General features: G+C 31.4%; 12 protein-coding genes, 1 pseudogene and 1 riboswitch. All 13 genes and pseudogenes read left to right on the forward strand.

Features of this window, described 5'->3' with window-relative positions; all coding sequences use genetic code 11:
- Positions 1-148: 148 nt before the first annotated feature.
- The 13 genes and pseudogenes from B5X81_RS04180 (at position 149) to B5X81_RS04240 (ending at position 17388) form a co-directional block, all read left to right on the forward strand.
- Positions 149-1681 (forward strand): AbgT family transporter, encoded by a 1533-nt coding sequence (locus B5X81_RS04180; RefSeq protein WP_079489633.1) that lies wholly within the window; start codon positions 149-151, stop codon positions 1679-1681.
- A 276-nt stretch (positions 1682-1957) separates the two neighbouring features.
- On the forward strand, positions 1958-3403 hold the full coding sequence (locus tag B5X81_RS04185; RefSeq protein ID WP_079489634.1) for a M20 family metallopeptidase: 1446 nt from the start codon (positions 1958-1960) through the stop codon (positions 3401-3403).
- A gap of 72 nt (positions 3404-3475) precedes the next feature.
- Positions 3476-3901: pseudogene (gene msrB, locus B5X81_RS04190) on the forward strand (peptide-methionine (R)-S-oxide reductase MsrB); the annotation flags it as partial.
- Positions 3902-4208: 307 nt separating this feature from the next.
- A riboswitch (cobalamin riboswitch) is annotated at positions 4209-4492 on the forward strand.
- 222 nt (positions 4493-4714) lie between these two features.
- Positions 4715-5950, forward strand: a complete 1236-nt coding sequence (locus tag B5X81_RS04195; RefSeq protein WP_079489637.1) for an aspartate-alanine antiporter-like transporter — start codon at positions 4715-4717, stop codon at positions 5948-5950.
- Positions 5951-5991: 41 nt separating this feature from the next.
- Positions 5992-7494 carry an acetyl-CoA hydrolase/transferase family protein gene (locus tag B5X81_RS04200; protein WP_079489639.1) on the forward strand — a complete coding sequence of 501 codons (1503 nt, stop codon included), beginning with the start codon at positions 5992-5994 and terminating at the stop codon, positions 7492-7494.
- A 420-nt stretch (positions 7495-7914) separates the two neighbouring features.
- Positions 7915-8673 (forward strand): energy-coupling factor transporter transmembrane component T, encoded by a 759-nt coding sequence (locus B5X81_RS04205; protein WP_139380245.1) that lies wholly within the window; start codon positions 7915-7917, stop codon positions 8671-8673.
- Positions 8646-10232: an ABC transporter ATP-binding protein gene (locus B5X81_RS04210; RefSeq protein WP_079489642.1), complete on the forward strand. Its 1587-nt coding sequence runs from the start codon at positions 8646-8648 to the stop codon at positions 10230-10232. The genes B5X81_RS04205 and B5X81_RS04210 overlap by 28 nt, the downstream gene beginning before the upstream one ends.
- A gap of 1 nt (position 10233) precedes the next feature.
- A complete protein-coding gene (locus B5X81_RS04215; protein WP_079489643.1) occupies positions 10234-10863 on the forward strand; it encodes an ECF transporter S component in 630 nt (209 codons plus the stop codon).
- Positions 10864-10882: 19 nt separating this feature from the next.
- Entirely contained in the window at positions 10883-12046 is a 1164-nt protein-coding gene (locus tag B5X81_RS04220; RefSeq protein WP_079489645.1) for a DUF4430 domain-containing protein, read from the forward strand.
- Positions 12047-12087: 41 nt separating this feature from the next.
- Positions 12088-14133, forward strand: a complete 2046-nt coding sequence (locus B5X81_RS04225; protein WP_079489646.1) for a hypothetical protein — start codon at positions 12088-12090, stop codon at positions 14131-14133.
- Complete coding sequence (locus B5X81_RS04230; protein ID WP_079489648.1) at positions 14126-14896, forward strand: hypothetical protein; 771 nt, start codon at positions 14126-14128, stop codon at positions 14894-14896. The genes B5X81_RS04225 and B5X81_RS04230 overlap by 8 nt, the downstream gene beginning before the upstream one ends.
- A complete protein-coding gene (locus tag B5X81_RS04235; protein ID WP_079489649.1) occupies positions 14856-16433 on the forward strand; it encodes a coiled-coil domain-containing protein in 1578 nt (525 codons plus the stop codon). The genes B5X81_RS04230 and B5X81_RS04235 overlap by 41 nt, the downstream gene beginning before the upstream one ends.
- A complete protein-coding gene (locus tag B5X81_RS04240; RefSeq protein ID WP_079489651.1) occupies positions 16414-17388 on the forward strand; it encodes an AAA family ATPase in 975 nt (324 codons plus the stop codon). Before B5X81_RS04235 ends, B5X81_RS04240 begins: the two co-directional genes overlap by 20 nt.
- The last annotated feature ends 1 nt before the right edge of the window (position 17389 follow it).

Genomic DNA, 17389 nt, shown 5'->3' on the forward strand with positions numbered 1-17389 from the left:
AAATTGAAAAAAATTAAAAAAATGCAAGAAATTATTATAAAAATGTGATAAAATAGTATTAGACAAATCCTAAACAAGACCGAAAGTCCTGCAGGAAAAAATGTTCTTGGATTTATGTCTGTAAATAAAAGTAAGGGGGTAGTGTTAAATGGAAAATGGAAAAATGAAAAAGCAGACATTTCTTTACAGGTTCTTAAAAAAGGTAGAGATAGTAGGTAATAAATTACCTCACCCATTCTTCCTTTTTGTTGGATTAGTTGCAATAGTAATATTTTTATCTTTAATCTTATCGAAAATTGGTATACAGGTTAAACATCCTGTAAAAGATGAAATAGTTGTTGTAAAAAATTTATTAAGTAGAGAAGGTATTAGATATATGATACTAAATCTTCTTAATAACTTTACAAGCTTTAGACCTTTGGGATTAGTATTGTCAATGATGATTGGTATTGGCTTGGCTGAACAAGCGGGGCTAATGAGTGCCTTTATGAGGAAATTTATTTTAGGGGCTCCTGAAAAGCTGTTGATAATGTCTATTTTCCTAATAGGTATATGTGGAAATATAGCTTCAGATGCTTCCATAATTATAGTTCCACCATTGGCCGGAGCCATTTTTTATGGAGCTAAAAAGAATCCTATAGTTGGGGTTGCGGCAGGATATGCAGCAGCTTGTGCAGGTTTTACAGCAAATCTATTAATTGCTGGAACTGATGCCCTTTTAGCTGGGATTACAGAAGAAGCAGCCCATATTATAGATCCAAGTATCACTGTATCACCACTAGTAAATTATTATTTTATGTTTGTTTCTACCATATTATTATCAATAGTTGGTACATGGATTACAAAAAGGTATGTAGAAAAACAAGCAGGTGAATATATTGCAGATGAAAACATTCAGACAGATATCAATGAGTATCAGTTATCAGAGTCTGAAAGTAAGGGATTAAGAAGAGCTGGATTAATTACTTTAATATATTGGGGAATAATTATTATAGCTTTGATACCAAAAAATTCTGTTCTAAGAGCTGATGATGGGGGAATTATAAGTGGAACATTTATAAAGGGGATTATTCCTTTTATTCTATTTTGGTTTATTGCTGTGGGTATAGGCTATGGTAGAAAAGCTGGAACTATAAAACAGTCTGCTGATATACCTAAATTGATGTCAAAGGCAATGGCAGGAATGGCTTCATATATAGTAATTGTATTTGTTATAGCTCAATTTGTTAACTTTTTTAACTGGACGAACCTTGGACTTGTTTTAGCAGTAAATATGGCAAACTTAATGAAGGCTACTAATTTTACTGGATTACCAATGGTTATAGGTGTATTATTTATAACTATGTTTATAAATCTCTTTTTAGGCAGCGGATCAGCTAAGTGGGCTCTTCTTTCACCGGTTTTTGTTCCTATGTTTATGATGCTGGGCTATTCTCCAGAATTTGCACAGATTGCCTATAGAATTGGTGATTCCACAACAAATGCTATTTCACCATTGTTTCCGTATATAGCTATTGTTCTTGGATTTATGCAGAAATATAAAAAGGATGCTGGATTAGGTACACTTTTTTCCTTATTGTTACCATATACAATTGGATTTGGGTTGATTTGGATATTACAAATAGCAGTTTGGTTTATATTTAAACTTCCTTTAGGACCTGGAGCAAGTATTTTCATGTAAAAGCATAGAGTATTAAATTTTGAAATAAAATATAGTGAAATAATTCTAAGCTTTAATTTAAGCATCTTATCTTAAAATATCAATATTCCGGATTTTTATTATGCATAAATTGAGTTTTATTATGAACTCTATATAGATATTCTAGCAAAACAGTTAATTTATACATATCAAAAATCCCTAAAAATACTGGAAATTTTATATGTATAAATTAAGTTTTGCTATGAGAAATCTATATTATTACTAAAATATTTTAATCATAATTAAAGGGGTGTTGTAATGATTGACAAGAAAAGAATATTGGAAGTGATAGATCAAAAGAAAGATATTTTTACAGAGATTAGTGATAAAATTTGGGAATATGCAGAAACACGCTTTGAAGAATTTAAATCTGTAGAGCTTTTATCTAAGGCTTTAGAGGATGAGGGATTTGATGTCAAAAGAGAAATTGCTGATATTCCAACAGCCGTTAAAGGGTGCTATGGAAGTGGATATCCAGTGATTGGTATTCTCGGTGAGTATGATGCTTTATCAGGCTTAAGTCAAAAAAGTGGTATATCGGAGGAAGCACCTGTAATAGCAGGAGGCAATGGTCACGGATGTGGGCATAATATATTGGGAGCAGCATCTCTTTTAGCCGCTGTAGCAATTAAAGATTATATAGTAGAAAATAATATTGAAGGAACTATTTGTTTTTATGGATGTCCAGGCGAAGAAGGGGGTTCAGGAAAAACCTTTATGGCCCGGGAAGGAGTTTTTGAAGATATAGATGTTGCAATAACATGGCACCCCGGAACATATAATGGGATTATGAATGTTAATACCCTTGCAAACTATCAAGTATACTATAAATTCCATGGGAAAAGTTCCCATGCAGCAGCAGCTCCTCACTTAGGCCGAAGTGCTTTAGATGCTGTTGAATTGATGAATGTAGGAGTAAATTATTTAAGAGAGCATATTATCCCTGAGGCTCGTATTCATTATGCAGTTACAAATACTGGAGGGACCTCTCCAAATGTAGTTCAAGCTCAAGCTGAGGTTATATATCTTATTAGAGCCCCAAAGGTGTCTGAGGTAGATGAAATTTATAAAAGAGTATGCGATATAGCAAAGGGAGCAGCCATGATGACCGGTACAAAATGTGACATTATCTTTGACAAGGCCTGTTCAAACTATATTCCAAATAATACTATTGAAAAACTTATGTATGAAAATTATAAAGAATTAGGCACTTTTGATTTTGATGAAAAAGAGATAAAATTTGCTAGAGAAATAAGAGCGACATTATCAGATTCCGATAAGAATAATGATTTGCAAATGGCAAAGAAACTTATGGGAGAAAAAAGTACTTCAGAAATATTAAAGGAGTTAGAAAGAAAAGATTTATGTGATATAATACTTCCATATTCTGATTCATCTAATGTAAATATTGGCTCAACCGATGTTGGGGATGTAAGTTGGATTGTTCCAACAGCCCAAGTCTTTGCAGCATGTTATGCTTTAGGAACTCCAGCTCATTCTTGGCAGATGGTAGCCCAGGGAGCAAGTAGTTTAGCCCATAAAGGATTGGTTACAGCAGGTAAGGTTATGGCTATGACAGCTTTAGATATCCTAACAAATCCTAAAATTATTGAAAATGCAAAAAAAGAGCTAAAGGAAAAGCTTGATGGTGAAACTTATATTTGTCCAATTCCTAAAGGAGTAAAACTTTCACCAATAAAATAAATCCTATATAATTCATAGGTATTGAAGCCATAATAATTAAGAGGAGTGATACCAATGAATAAAGGGAAATCAAACAAACAGGATTTAAAGAAAAAATTAACTAAGGAGCAATATTATGTTACCCAAGAAAATGGTACAGAAGCTCCTTTTTCTGGGAAGTATTGGGATCATAAAGAAGAAGGAATATATGTTGATATAGTAAGTGGCGAACCTCTATTTAGTTCAAAGGATAAATTTGATTCAAGCTGTGGATGGCCCAGCTTTACCCAGGGCATTGATAGAAATAATATTAAAGAAAGGGCAGATTTTTCTCATAATATGCATAGGATAGAGGTAAGAAGTAAAGAAGGAGATTCTCATTTAGGCCATGTTTTTAATGATGGACCATTAGAAAAAGGTGGACTTCGCTATTGTATCAATAGTGCAGCCCTTAGATTTATCCATAAGGATGATCTTGAAAAAGAAGGATATGGTGAGTATAAAAAGTTTTTCGAATAAACGGTTGTTATAAGATTTATTAATTTTAAATTTAAAGAAATTATATAATTATTATTTGGCAGAATTGTATAATATATATAGTATTCCTTTGAAACCTTTAAAACTATATATTAGAGGGTTTTTACAAAAGGTTATTATGCAATTTGCTCATTTAATTAATTTTAATAAAGGAGATATGGAAAAATGGTTTAATAAAGTCGTTTTTGCATATCTTTTTTATACATTACAATAGTTTCAATACAAAAAACTTTTCAACCCTAGATGTTGACATAAATCGATAAATAAATTAAAATTAAGCTGAATAAAACTAAATACAAAGCTTTATGGTATTTCTGATTTTAAATTTAATTTAAGTCAGAGATTTAAAAGGGAAGTTTGGTGAAATTCCAACACGGTCCCGCCACTGTAATGGGAAGTAAATCTATATAGATCCACTGTTTCTTATATAGAGTTCCTAGTAAAACTTAGTTTATATGTATTTTGATGTGTATAAATAAAAGTTTTTACTGGAATTCCTATTAAAAAGAAATGGGAAGGCATAGATTTATTATGATTCTAAGTCAGGAGACCTGCCATGAAGAACAATACCATAATTACTCACGAGGATGAGGAGGTGTTAGAGGCAAGTAATTTGATAGTATGGCCATGTCTATTTTAATTTTTATTTGCACAAAACACCCTTTTATTTTTATTAAAAGGGTGTTTTATAAGTTTTTTAAGTAAAGTAAATATAGTGAAACAAATTCAAAGGTAGATTTATAGATTGTTTTACTATACATAGTTTTGTTATAAGTCGAGGGAGGATAAATAGAAATGAACTTCAATTATGTCCAATTCATTACAGATCCATTTATACTAATATTTATGTCAGTTATATCAGGTTTATTGATAGGTAAAATAGAAATCAAAAGAATTAAAATAGGAAATTCTGGAGGTTTGTTTACAGGCTTAGTGATAGGTTGGTTTGTTTATAGAAAATATATACTACCTTATGAGGGCGGAGAGAATATTCCTCTTCATATCAATAAAATCCTTGAAAATGGAATGATTCCAAAGGAAATATTCCATTTTGTATTAATATGCTTTATAGCATCGGTTGGATTATTAGCTTCAAAGGATATTGGAAAGGTTATAAAAAAATATGGTGTTAAATTTATCTTAGTAGGCTTTAGTGTCATATTTACTGGAGCTTTAATTTGTTATGTAGCTAGTTACTTTAATAGAGAGTTTAATATATATTCCGTAGCAGGAGTTTACATAGGAGCATTAACATGTTCTCCTGGTTTAGCAGCAGCTCTTGAATCAGTTTCGAATGTCGGTAGGGAAGCTGAAGCTATGATTGGACTTGGCTATGCCGTAGGCTATATTCCAGGAGTGGCAATAATAACTCTTTCTATGCAAATTTTACCTATTATATTTAAACTTGATATAAAAAAAGAGAAAAGACGATTTAATTATGAAATGAGAAAGGAAAAAGAAAAAAATGATTTAGATAGAATTGATTTTGAAGTTCTTTCATTTCTATTTATATGTATATTAGGTTCTTTTATGGGACAAATAAGAATTTATATGGGGCCAGTAATTAAATATTTAAGTTTTGGAACTGCTGGTGGAGTTTTAATAGCAGGCTTAATTTTAGGGCATATAGGGAAAATAGGATTTATGAATTTTCGTATGAACCCTAAAATCTTAATGGCCATAAGGGAATTATCCCTTTCAATTTTTTTGGCGATTGTTGGTTTAAGATATGGATATTCAACTATAACAACAATTGGAGACAGGGGAGGGGAATTATTAGGACTAGCCTTAGTTTGTTCTACAATATCTATATTGATGGGTTTTATAGTAGGTAGATATATTTTTAAAATAAATGGGATTATTTTATTAGGAGCTCTTTGCGGTAGTATGACCAGTACTCCAGGACTTACATCAGCAATAGATTCTATTGATAGTGAAGATGTAATGGCCGGTTATGGAGCTACCTACCCCTTTGCATTAATTGGAAAAATTATTTTTAGTATACTCATACATAGATTGTTTATAGGATAAAATTACAAAATTCACATTTTATAATTTAAGGAGGAAAACCCATGATGTCAAATAGGATTAGAAATAAAAAGCTTTTAAAAAGGGTGTGCAGTGCTAAGGAAGCTGCAATGTTGATAAAGGATAATATGAATGTCGCAGCTAGTGGTTTTACCCCTTCAGGATACCCGAAGGCAGTACCCCTTGCCCTGGCAGAAATATGTAAAGAAAATAAAGAAAAAATAAAAATAAATCTTTATACAGGTGCTTCTGTAGGAGACGAACTAGATGGTTCCTGGGCTAGAGCGGATATTATAAAAAAGAGATTACCCTATCAGACCAATGAGAGCCTTAGGGATCATACTAATAAAGGAAGATGTGAATTTTTAGATATGCATCTTAGTCATGTTCCCAACTACGTAAAATTAGGTTTTTTAGGAAAGATAGATATTGCCATTATAGAAGCTGTTGCAATTACTAAAGAAGGTCATATAATCCCATCTACATCGATTGGAGCATCTCCTACCTATGTAAAGATGGCAGATAAAGTAATCGTAGAAATCAACACCAGTCAACCCTTGGAATTAGAAGGAATGGCTGATATTTGTATTCCACAAAACCCTCCATATAAAAGGCCATTACCCATTGTGCTACCAAATGATAGAATAGGAACTGATTACATTCCCTGTGGTTTAGATAAAATAGCTGCCATAGTAATTACAGATATAGAAGATAATGTTCGTTCGTTATCACCAATTGATGAAACATCTGAGAAAATATCAGAAAACCTAATTAATTTTCTTAAAAAGGAAGTTGAATTAGGGAGATTGACAAATGAACTTTTACCCCTTCAATCTGGTGTAGGAAGTGTGGCCAATGCAGTTTTAGCGGGGCTGGGGAAATCGGAATTTGAAAATTTGGTTTGTTATACAGAGGTTATACAGGATTCTATGTTAGATCTTATAGATACTAATAAAGTACTGTTCGCTTCAGGAACTGCTATAACACCATCGATAGAGGGATTAAAAAAATTCAAAGAAAATATCAAAACTTATAGAGATAGAATTATTTTAAGGCCCCAGGAAATCAGCAATCATCCTGAAATAATTAGACGCCTTGGAGTTATAGCTATGAATACAGCTATTGAAGCTGATATATATGGTAATGTGAATTCTACCAATATAATGGGCTCTAGAATGATGAATGGAATTGGTGGTTCAGGAGATTTTACTAGAAATGCATATCTTTCCATTTTTACAACGTCATCTACAGCTAAAAATGGAGAAATATCTTCAATTGTTCCAATGGTATCTCACCATGATCATACAGAGCATGATGTCATGGTCATAATTACTGAGCAGGGAGTTGCGGATTTGAGGGGATTAAGTCCAAAGGAAAGGGCAGAGAAGATAATAAATAATTGTGCCCATCCTGATTTTAAGCCAATGCTTTTGGATTATTTTAGTCGTGCAAAGGAAAAAAGCTATGGTCACACCCCACATATATTAGGGGAGGCTTTATCCTGGCATGAAAGATTTATGGAAAAAGGAACAATGATAGTTGAGTAATTAATATATCTTCGATGGAGGTGTTTTGATTGAAAAATATGATAAAGATGCCTTTGCAATGTCTTCAACTGTTAGAGAGGTTCTGGGAAATGGATTTAGTGAATAAATTAAATATTTTAATATAAACGACTAAATGTGACAAATTTTACAGAATCAAAAATGTATAATCATATAGAGACAATTATATATAATAAATGCTGACTAGAAAACTAGAGGCATTATCTATTTCTATAAAATAGATAATGACTCTAGTTTTTTGTTTTAATTTTTATAGATTTTAGGTAGGTGACTTAAATGATCCAAATTCATCCTTTTACACTGATAGTATTTTCATTAAATATTTTGATATCTATACTTTTTTACAATCATCCTTTTTATATTTTTTTTATATTGATTATCTTAATTGTCAATATACTCATTATGAAGGAAAGGAAAAGGCTATTAGATACATTAAAAATAACTGGATATACAGCTTTTTTTATAATAATTGTAAATCCCCTTGTATCTAAGGGAGGAAGCTTAATAATTTATAAGGGAATTGATTTGCCTGTAATAGGAGAAATTGTAATTACTGTAGAAGCCATTGCCTTTGGAGCTGTTATGGCCATAAAGCTCATATCCATAGGTATGGTTTTTGTATTATATTCTATCATCAATAATCCCGATGATTCTTTTAGCTTTTTTTCAAAATATGCCCACAGACTTACACTTACATTATCTATGACTACGAATATAATCCATAGATTGAAATTAGAGGTTTTAAGGGTAAAGGAAGTAATGATACTGAGGGGAGCTAATTTTAAAGGAAAAAAATTTATTAAAAAAATTAAATCCTATTATCCAATATTAAAGGTGATTTTAATATCTTCCCTTGAAGGCTCCCTAAATAGGGCAGAAGCATTATATTCAAAGGGCTATGGTAAAAGAAAAAGAACCATGTATTCAGAATTAAGAATTACTGGAATAGATTTTATAATCAATACATTAAATATTATATTTATAGGAATTTTCATTTATGGTGTAAGTTCACAAAAAGCCATATATAATTTTTACCCCAGGCTAGGAAAATTAAATATAGAAGATATTTTATATCTAATTATTTTGACAGCTCCTATTTTACTTATACTTATAATAATGGGGAGGTATAGAAATTGGAAATCTTCAAAGTACAGGATTTAACATATTGTTATCCTAAATCAGAAAAGCCAGCCCTAAAAAACATAAATATATCTATAAATGAAGGTGAATTCATATTACTTATTGGAAAATCCGGTTCTGGAAAATCAACCTTTGGAAGATTATTTAATAGTATAGTACCCCAATTTTATGGAGGAACCATAAAGGGCCATGTAGAGGGAACAGAGGAAGTTGGAATGGTTTTTCAGGATCCAGAAAAACAATTGGTCATGGATAAGGTGGAAAGGGAAATTGCCTTTGGTCTTGAAAATATGGGAATGGATAATAAGCTGATGAAAAAAAGGGTTGCAGAAGTCTTAAGCTTTTTAAATATGTGGGAAATGAAGGATAAGAAAACCTATGAATTGTCCGGTGGTCAAAAACAAAAAACAGCCATTGCTTCAGTTATAGCAGTGGGAAATAGATTTTTAGTTTTAGATGAACCGACTTCCCAATTGGATCCCGTTAGTGGAGATGAAATATTACATATTTTAAAAAGATTAAATGAAGAATTAGGATATACTATTTTACTTATAGAGCAGAGAATAGATAGATGCTTTCATTTAGCCGATAGAATTTTACTTATGGAGAATAGGCAATTAATCTTTGATGGTAGTGCTGAAAATTTTGAAATATGGAATAAGGATAAGGAAATAAGCTTATTACCCTCTGTTCCTCAATTATTCTTAGAGCTTAATAGTAGTCCTTATATACCCTTAACTGTAAAGGAAGGCAGAAGGGAACTGAGAAGGATAATAGGTAAAAAATCAAAAAGAACATGGAAGCCAGAAAAAATCGATGTAAATGATAAAAGTGAAGTAATTAATATAAAAAAAATGAATTATATATATGAAAATGGAACCCATGCAATTAAGGATTTGAGCTTATCCATTTTTAAAGGAGAAATATTGGGAATAGCAGGGGAAAATGGAGGAGGTAAGTCAACCCTACTTAAAAATATATCTGGAATATTAAAGCCTACTAGTGGAAAAATCTTTGTTGAGGGAGAGATAGGTTTTTTGTCCCAGGATCCCAACGACTATTTATTTAATGACACAGTTTATGAAGAGCTTAAATATACATTAGATAATAAAAATATTAAAGATTGCTCCAGAATAGAAAAGACATTGGAGGAGCTGGAGTTATATGAATACAGGGATAAAAATCCCAGGGATTTAAGCAGCGGGGAAAGGCAAAGAGTGGCTTTAGCTTCAATTTTAGTTATGGAGCCTGAAATATTACTTCTAGATGAGCCAACAAGGGGATTAGATATTTACCTTAAAAGGAGCTTAGGAGAAATACTTATAAATCTAAAGAAAAAAGGAAAAACAATAATTTTAGTTACCCATGATATAGAGTTTTTATCAAAAATTTCCGATAGAATTTGTCTTATTTTTGATGGCACAGGGGTGCAAATAGGAACAAAATATGAGATTTTGACCTCTGGGATACATTATTCCACTCAAATAAATAAGCTTTTTACAGGCTATGTTGACAATATTTTGACTGTAGAGGATGGAATAAATGCTATGAATTTATTTAAAGAAGAAGGTGCAGTTTAAAATGAATTATGGTTTGATTTCCACAATAATCATATTATTCCTATTTATATTGATCTTTTTTTTGTACCAGAGAAAAGATATATCAGTAAAGGAAATATCTCTAGTAGCAACCCTATCAGCTTTGGCAGGGGCTTCAAGAGTTCCCTTTGCAGCCTTGGCCAATTTACAGCCCACAACATTTTTAGTAATAATATCGGGATATGTTTTTGGACCTATTTTTGGATTCATGGTGGGGGCCTTTTCAGCACTGATATCAAATAGTTTTTTAGGTCATGGTCCATGGACCCCTTGGCAGATGATGGCCTGGGGGCTTGCTGGATTGACAGCCGGCATACTGGGGAAATTTATGAAAAAACCTTCCAGATTGAAGTTGGCTTTATTTGCATTTGTTTGGGGATTTTTATTTGATTATATTATGAAATTATGGCATTGGTTGTTTTTAGTATATCCATTGAGTCTTAGGAGCTTTTTAGCTATGATTACAACTTCATTTTATTTTGATTTAACCCATAGCATAGGAAATTTTGGATTTACATATATTTTAGGTAAGGATTTTGTAAATGTACTCATAAGATTTAAAGATAGAATAAGCTATACCCAAATTACAACAGAGGGAAATAATAAATTTTAAAAAGGGAGGACTATAATCCATGTATAGAAAATGTAAAAACAAAAGAATTACCGCTGCATTAATTTCTATTATGATCCTGTTTTCTTTGGGAGGATATATAAGTAATGCAGAAAAAATTATTACCAATATCGATGAAGAAAAAAATATAAAAAATCAAAATAATGTCTTAAAGGAAAACACTGGAGTATTAATAGAAAATGAAGAATACACGGAATATAAAGGACCGGTCCAGGGAGAAATAAAATATAAAGAAGGAACTCCTGCAAGTGAAAATTCAAGAGACTATAAGGCCTTGGGAGATATTAAAAGCCCATATAAAGTAGATTTAGTTGTCACAAGTGATTTTGGACATACAAAGATCTTTGCCAAAAATGTGGGCCTTGTAAAGGATGAAGTGGGAATGGAGGTTCTTTTTAGAAATCTGGATATTCAAACTGCCTATGGAGGAGGCTTTGTCAATGCCATTAATGGATTAGAGTCAAAATTCACCTTTAATACTGGTGCTGAAAGAAAGAAAAAGGATTGGTTTTATTGGGTAAATGGTATATTGGCTCCAATAGGGGTTGCAGAGTATAAACCAGAGGCCGATGATGTAATTTGGTGGGATTATCATAGCTGGGGAATGACAATGTTCATTCCTGCTGTTATAGGCTCCTATCCCCAGCCCTTTAAAAATGGTTTTTGGGGAGAAAATCCCGGTACCGTCATTATGTATACAAAGGATATGAAAAATGCTGCTGAAAAATTAAAGGAAAGTCTTATAAATAAAGGGGTGAAAGAAATAGATATAAGTCCCTATGATCCTACAGTTTTAGAAGAACCAGAAAAGTATTACATATTATTGGGACAATGGAAGGAATTATCAAAGGAAAGTGAGTTTCTTCAAATAACAAATAAAAAAAGCAAGCTTATAGGAATTTATTCTAAGTTTGAGGATAATAAGCTTCATTCATTGAACTTTAAAGGAAAAAAAATAGAATCCTATGATAAAAAGGCCGGAGCAATTTATGCAACTGCCCCAGGTATGGGAAGGACTAAGCCAATATGGCTTGTTACAGGTATAGACAAGGATGGGGTAAAACTAGCCCTAGATGTTCTAATAAACAAGCCAGAATCAATCAAGAACTGCTTTGGAGCCGTTATAACAGAAGAAAAAATAGAGAATGTTCCTTATTTGAATTAACGGGGAATCCAAAACTTTATTTCATAAGAAAGGGATTAAAAATGAAGAGTATAAAACGGGGAATATTTATCATAATAGTTTTTTTCCTGCTTATTGGTACAAGGGTTTATGCCAGTGATTTGACCATGGATGTGGAAATGGGATTTGATGGGAGATGTAGAATTAATGGTATTAATCCTGTGAAAATCGAGCTTTTATCTGAAGATAAGGATGTTGAGGGAGAATTAATTTTAAAGATAGATGGTAGAGTGTATAAAAACACAATAAATCTTCCAAGGAAAGCAAAAAAGCTTATCCAATTTTCCCTGCCTATATTTAATGGAAATACAAATATAGAAATTAGTGTTACCCATGGAAAGGATATTATATTAAATGAAAATATTAGACCCAAGATAATAAAATCTAATTCCATGGCTATAGGATTATTGAGTGAAACACCTGAAGAATTATATTATATAAAGAATATAAACCCCTATTTTTTAAAGGAGCAGGAAGTAGAAATTATAAATCTAGATGAAAATATGGATTATTCATTAGGGGAATTAAAAAATATCAATATAATAATTCTTGATAATTTTAATACAGAAGCTCTTTCAGAAAAAAATCAGGAAATTTTTCTAAACTGGATAAAGGAAGGTGGATTAATAGTAGTAGGGAAAAAGGAATTTGCCCACAAGAATTTAACTGGAATTTTTTCAGGGATAGAAGAAGCTCAAGGAGTTGGAAGGGGCGCAGTAGTAGGATTAAATAATCCTATTAAAGAAAAAGATGCTAATTTAATAGAATATACAATTGAAAAAAATATTACCCCCCAGGGATTAGATCAATTATTAAATAAAAATTCTTTAAATAAGAAGGCCCAGGAAATTAAAAAGCTTCAATTTATTCCCGATAACCTCTTAAAACCAACAAAAAATAAAATATTATTTTTAACGGTTTTACTTATAGTATATATTCTTTTAATTATTGGGCTTCTTTTCTGGGAAAATAGGCCAAGGGGAATGGGTTTTGCTGTAGTAATAGGAGTATCATTTATATTTTATATTCTTGCATGGACCGGTGGATTAGGAGAAAGTAAAATAGTATCAAGTGAAGTGACCATTCACAATGAAAATACTACATCCTTTAATTTAATCAATATCTATCCATATAAAGAAGAAAACATGATAGTAAATTTAAGCTCTACATACTTTGCAAAGGAGTTAACCAATAGTAATTACATATTAGATATGGCAAACGAGGAAATTGTCTATAAGGATATAAATCCCCATTATTTATTTACAAAGGAAATAAATAATGGAGAAAAATCAAAATTAATCCTAGAATTAGAAAATGAAATATTAAAGGGGGAATTATTAAATCCCTTTCCCCATAAGCTTTATAAATCATTTCTTGTAATTGGGGATACGGTTTTATACCTTGGAGATATGAAAAGCAGGGAAAGAATTAATATAGAATACAAGCTGGATCATAATTTGCTTAATCTAAGTGATTACAATTATGTAGGAAAGATATCCCAAGCTGCTGGTCTGGATAGATATGAAAGGGGATTATTAGAATACTATTTGAGCCAAATAAAAGAAAAGAAAATAAATTCTAAATTAATTGGTTTTTCTAGAAATGAAAAAATAAAAACTATCAATAATAAAGAGAAAAAAATTCAAAACCACGGCTTAAATATTTGTCCTGTAAATATAAAATTTAATGGGGATGAGATTTTATTACCACCACAATTTATAGAGCCAGTTTTTAATATAAATAAGGAAATATCTAAAAATATTCAAAATGAATACAGCTTAAATAGTGGAGATGAATTATTATTATATTATTTTTTACCTTCTTTTATTGATGCCCATAATATATCCCTCTATGGAAAGATCGAAGGAGGGGAGATGAATATTGAGATTTATAACCATTATAAAGGTAGTTGGGAGAATTTAAACATTGATATGTTAGAAGGAGATAATCTTAGCAACTACCTTCAAAATAAACCTTTATCCCTAAAGATAACGGGAGAAGGAAGATTAATTATTCCTCAAATATCTGTAAAGGGTAAAGTGAATTTAGGAGATGAGCCTTATGAATAAAATCAGCAATAGAAATTTAATAATATTACTTACCTATATATTAATACTATCGGTGGTTTTAATTGGATATTTATTTATGGTGGCTTATCAAAGAGAAGGATATGACCCACAGGTTTATAATAGTGCTTATCTTTATTTTGTGATTTTACAGTTTGTGTTCTTCACAATTTTTCTTCCTCTATGGGATGATGTCAATATAAAGATAGGAAATACTAAGAATGAATTTTTAAGTATTTATATTTCAATGCTTTTAGAAGTAATTATCTTTTCCCTAGCCTCTATTCCCCATATTTTAACTATATTTATATTAGGTCATTTAAAGGGGATTAACTTTATTTTGCCCCTTATAATACAAATATTTTGGGGGATGGTTTTATTGAGCCTTAGGGAATATTTAAATATAAAATATAAAATCAAAAACCTAAAGAGCTTTATTTTAATTTTATTTATATTTACTCTTATTATATTATCCACGGTATTTTTATATTTTTATATAGAATATAAAAGCTTAGTTGTAATAACCTTGTATAATGAAGGTTTTCCAGGAATATTTTTTATAAACCCCCTTCTAGCCATTGGAGGACTTTTATATAGTCAGATAGGGGGAGGAAATTATCTTGGCAATTCTCCGCTAATAATTAATATATTGTTTTCCATTTTTATAACAATAATTTTTAATATTTTAAGGGTAAGAGAAATATTTAAAACAGGAGTAAATGAATATGAGAAAAAAGAAAATAATACTGGTATTAAAGAAGCTTAGAAGAAAAATTTGGATTGAAAGAATAATAAATTCTATAATAAAGGGTTTAATGGTTTTTAGCATATTGATATTTATATTCATGATATTTACTCAAATATATCCAGTAGTATATGGAATAAAGAAAGCAGTATATATATTTATTTTCACAATGATAATATCAATTTTAATAGGAATTTTTAAAAGGCCAAAACTAAAGGAAGCAGCCCTTGTAGGTGATAAGTTTGGTCTAGAGGATAGACTCATAACCTATATAGAATATAAAGAAGAAAATACTCCCCTTATGGAAATTTTTTTAGAGGATTTAAAATATATTCTAGAAAATTTTAATCCTCTTAAAAAATACAAAATAAAAATAAAGGTCAAAAGATTATTTACAGGAATTTTATTTATTTGCATTTCCCTTGGGATTTATTATCTACCTACCGGAACAAGGGGAGTTGCCGCAGAAAGGGAAGAAATCAATAAAGAACTCACAGAAGAAGCAAGGGAAATAAAAAAAATATTAGAAGAAGAAATGGCCTCAGAGGAAGATAGTAATATCAAAAAAGAAAAAAAAGAAATTTTAAAGGATTTAGAAAAAAAAATAGAAAGAACCTTTGACTTTAAGGATGGGGCAGGGGAAATTGCCAATGCCCAAAGAAGAATTGAAGAATTGTATGAAAGAAATAATGAAGATATATTAAGGGCCTTGGCAGGGATATTTCAAGGAGTATCTCCTGACCACAGGGATTTGGAAAATGCACTTATGAATAGGGATATAGAAAATACTATGGATTTAATAAAAAATAAAATTTTTACAGAAATAGAACAAAAAAAAATACTGGAAAACCTAAAAGCAGAAGAAAAAAATTATTATAGTGTAGAGACAAAGGAAGAATTAAATAAAATAAAGAAAAAGCTTGAGAATAAAGAGTTTTCAAATGAAACCCTTAGAAAATCCCTGGAAGAAATAAAGGAAAAAAAGGCTTTAAAGGATATGGAAAAGGATATTCTCAGTGAATTACAGGAATCCAAGGAAAGATTTTTTTCAAAAAGCAAGGATGGTATAGAAGCACCAAAGGGAGAAAAAAAATTATCGGCCCTTACCAAAGGAGAAAAAGCTGATTTAAAAAGTGGCGAAAAGTCAAGGGAAGAAAGCAGTGAACTTTTAGCAGGGGGCTTTGGAAATGAAGCCCAAAGTAATACAAAGGGAATAGGGAGAGGTGGTAAATCTGCCTCTGGAGAAGGCACTGGGGAAAAGGCCTTTGGAGAACTAGAAAAAAATTCCCAGGATAAAAGACTTGGAGATGATAAAGGGGATATTTCCAATATTCGAGGAGAAGAATCAAAAACAGGAAATATAGAAAGCAAATCTTCAAATGAAGTTTTTGCAGTGGAGGGAGAAAAAAAGGATTTAAGGACAGAATTGATAAAATACGAAAATCAAGGGATGAAATATATATATAAACAAAATATACCATTAGAGAGAAAGGACCTTGTTATAAAATATTTTATGGAGATAAATGGGGGAAAAACAAATGGAGAAGAAAATAATTAAAAATTTCCAGGGATATTTTGAGGAAATAGAAAAGGAAGTTAATAAAGCTATAATAGGGCAGGAAGAAGTAGTTAAGGATTTACTCATAGGAATTATCTCTGGAGGAAATGTTTTAATGGAAGGAACACCGGGCCTTGGGAAAACCCAGATGGTTAAAACCCTATCAAGGGTTTTAGATCTTTCTTTTTCAAGAATCCAGTTTACTCCGGATCTTATGCCAGTAGATATTCTAGGAACCTTTTTAATAGATAAAAAGAATGAAGAATTCAATTTTAAATTTCAGAAAGGACCAATTTTCAGCTCATTAATACTGGCCGATGAAATAAATAGGGCCACACCCAAGACCCAAAGTGCTTTATTGGAAGCAATGCAGGAGCAAACCGTTACCGTAGGAAATAATATTTATAATTTGCCCCAGCCCTTTTTTGTACTGGCTACAGAAAACCCCCTGGAAATGGAGGGAACATATCCTTTACCGGAGGCCCAGCTGGATAGATTCATGTTTAAGCTGACCATAGACCTTCCCAATATGGAAGCCTTATCCCAAATAATGGATTTAACCACCACCGAAAGAAATGAAAATTTAGACTTAAGAAAAATAGTGGGAAAGGAAGAAATAATGGAAATGAAAAGGGCTGCCCTAAAGGTACCTATAGCTGCACCAATAAAGGAATATGCCATAAAAATAATGTTGGCTACCCATCCGAGAGAAAGTCAATTGGATATTGTGAAAAACTATGTAAAATGTGGAGTAAGTCCCAGGGGGATACAATCCATTATTATTGCCTCCAAGGCAAGGGCCCTTTCTAAGGGGCGATTCAATGTTTCCTTTGAGGATATAAAAGCCATGGCCTATCCATGTCTTAGGCACAGGATATTTACAAACTTCCGCGGTATGTCTGAAAGAATAGATCCAGACAATATAATAGAAGAAATAGTAAAGCTGGTGAAATAAA

It is taken from the genome of Maledivibacter halophilus (assembly GCF_900167445.1).
GTDB classification, from domain to species: domain Bacteria; phylum Bacillota; class Clostridia; order Peptostreptococcales; family Caminicellaceae; genus Maledivibacter; species Maledivibacter halophilus.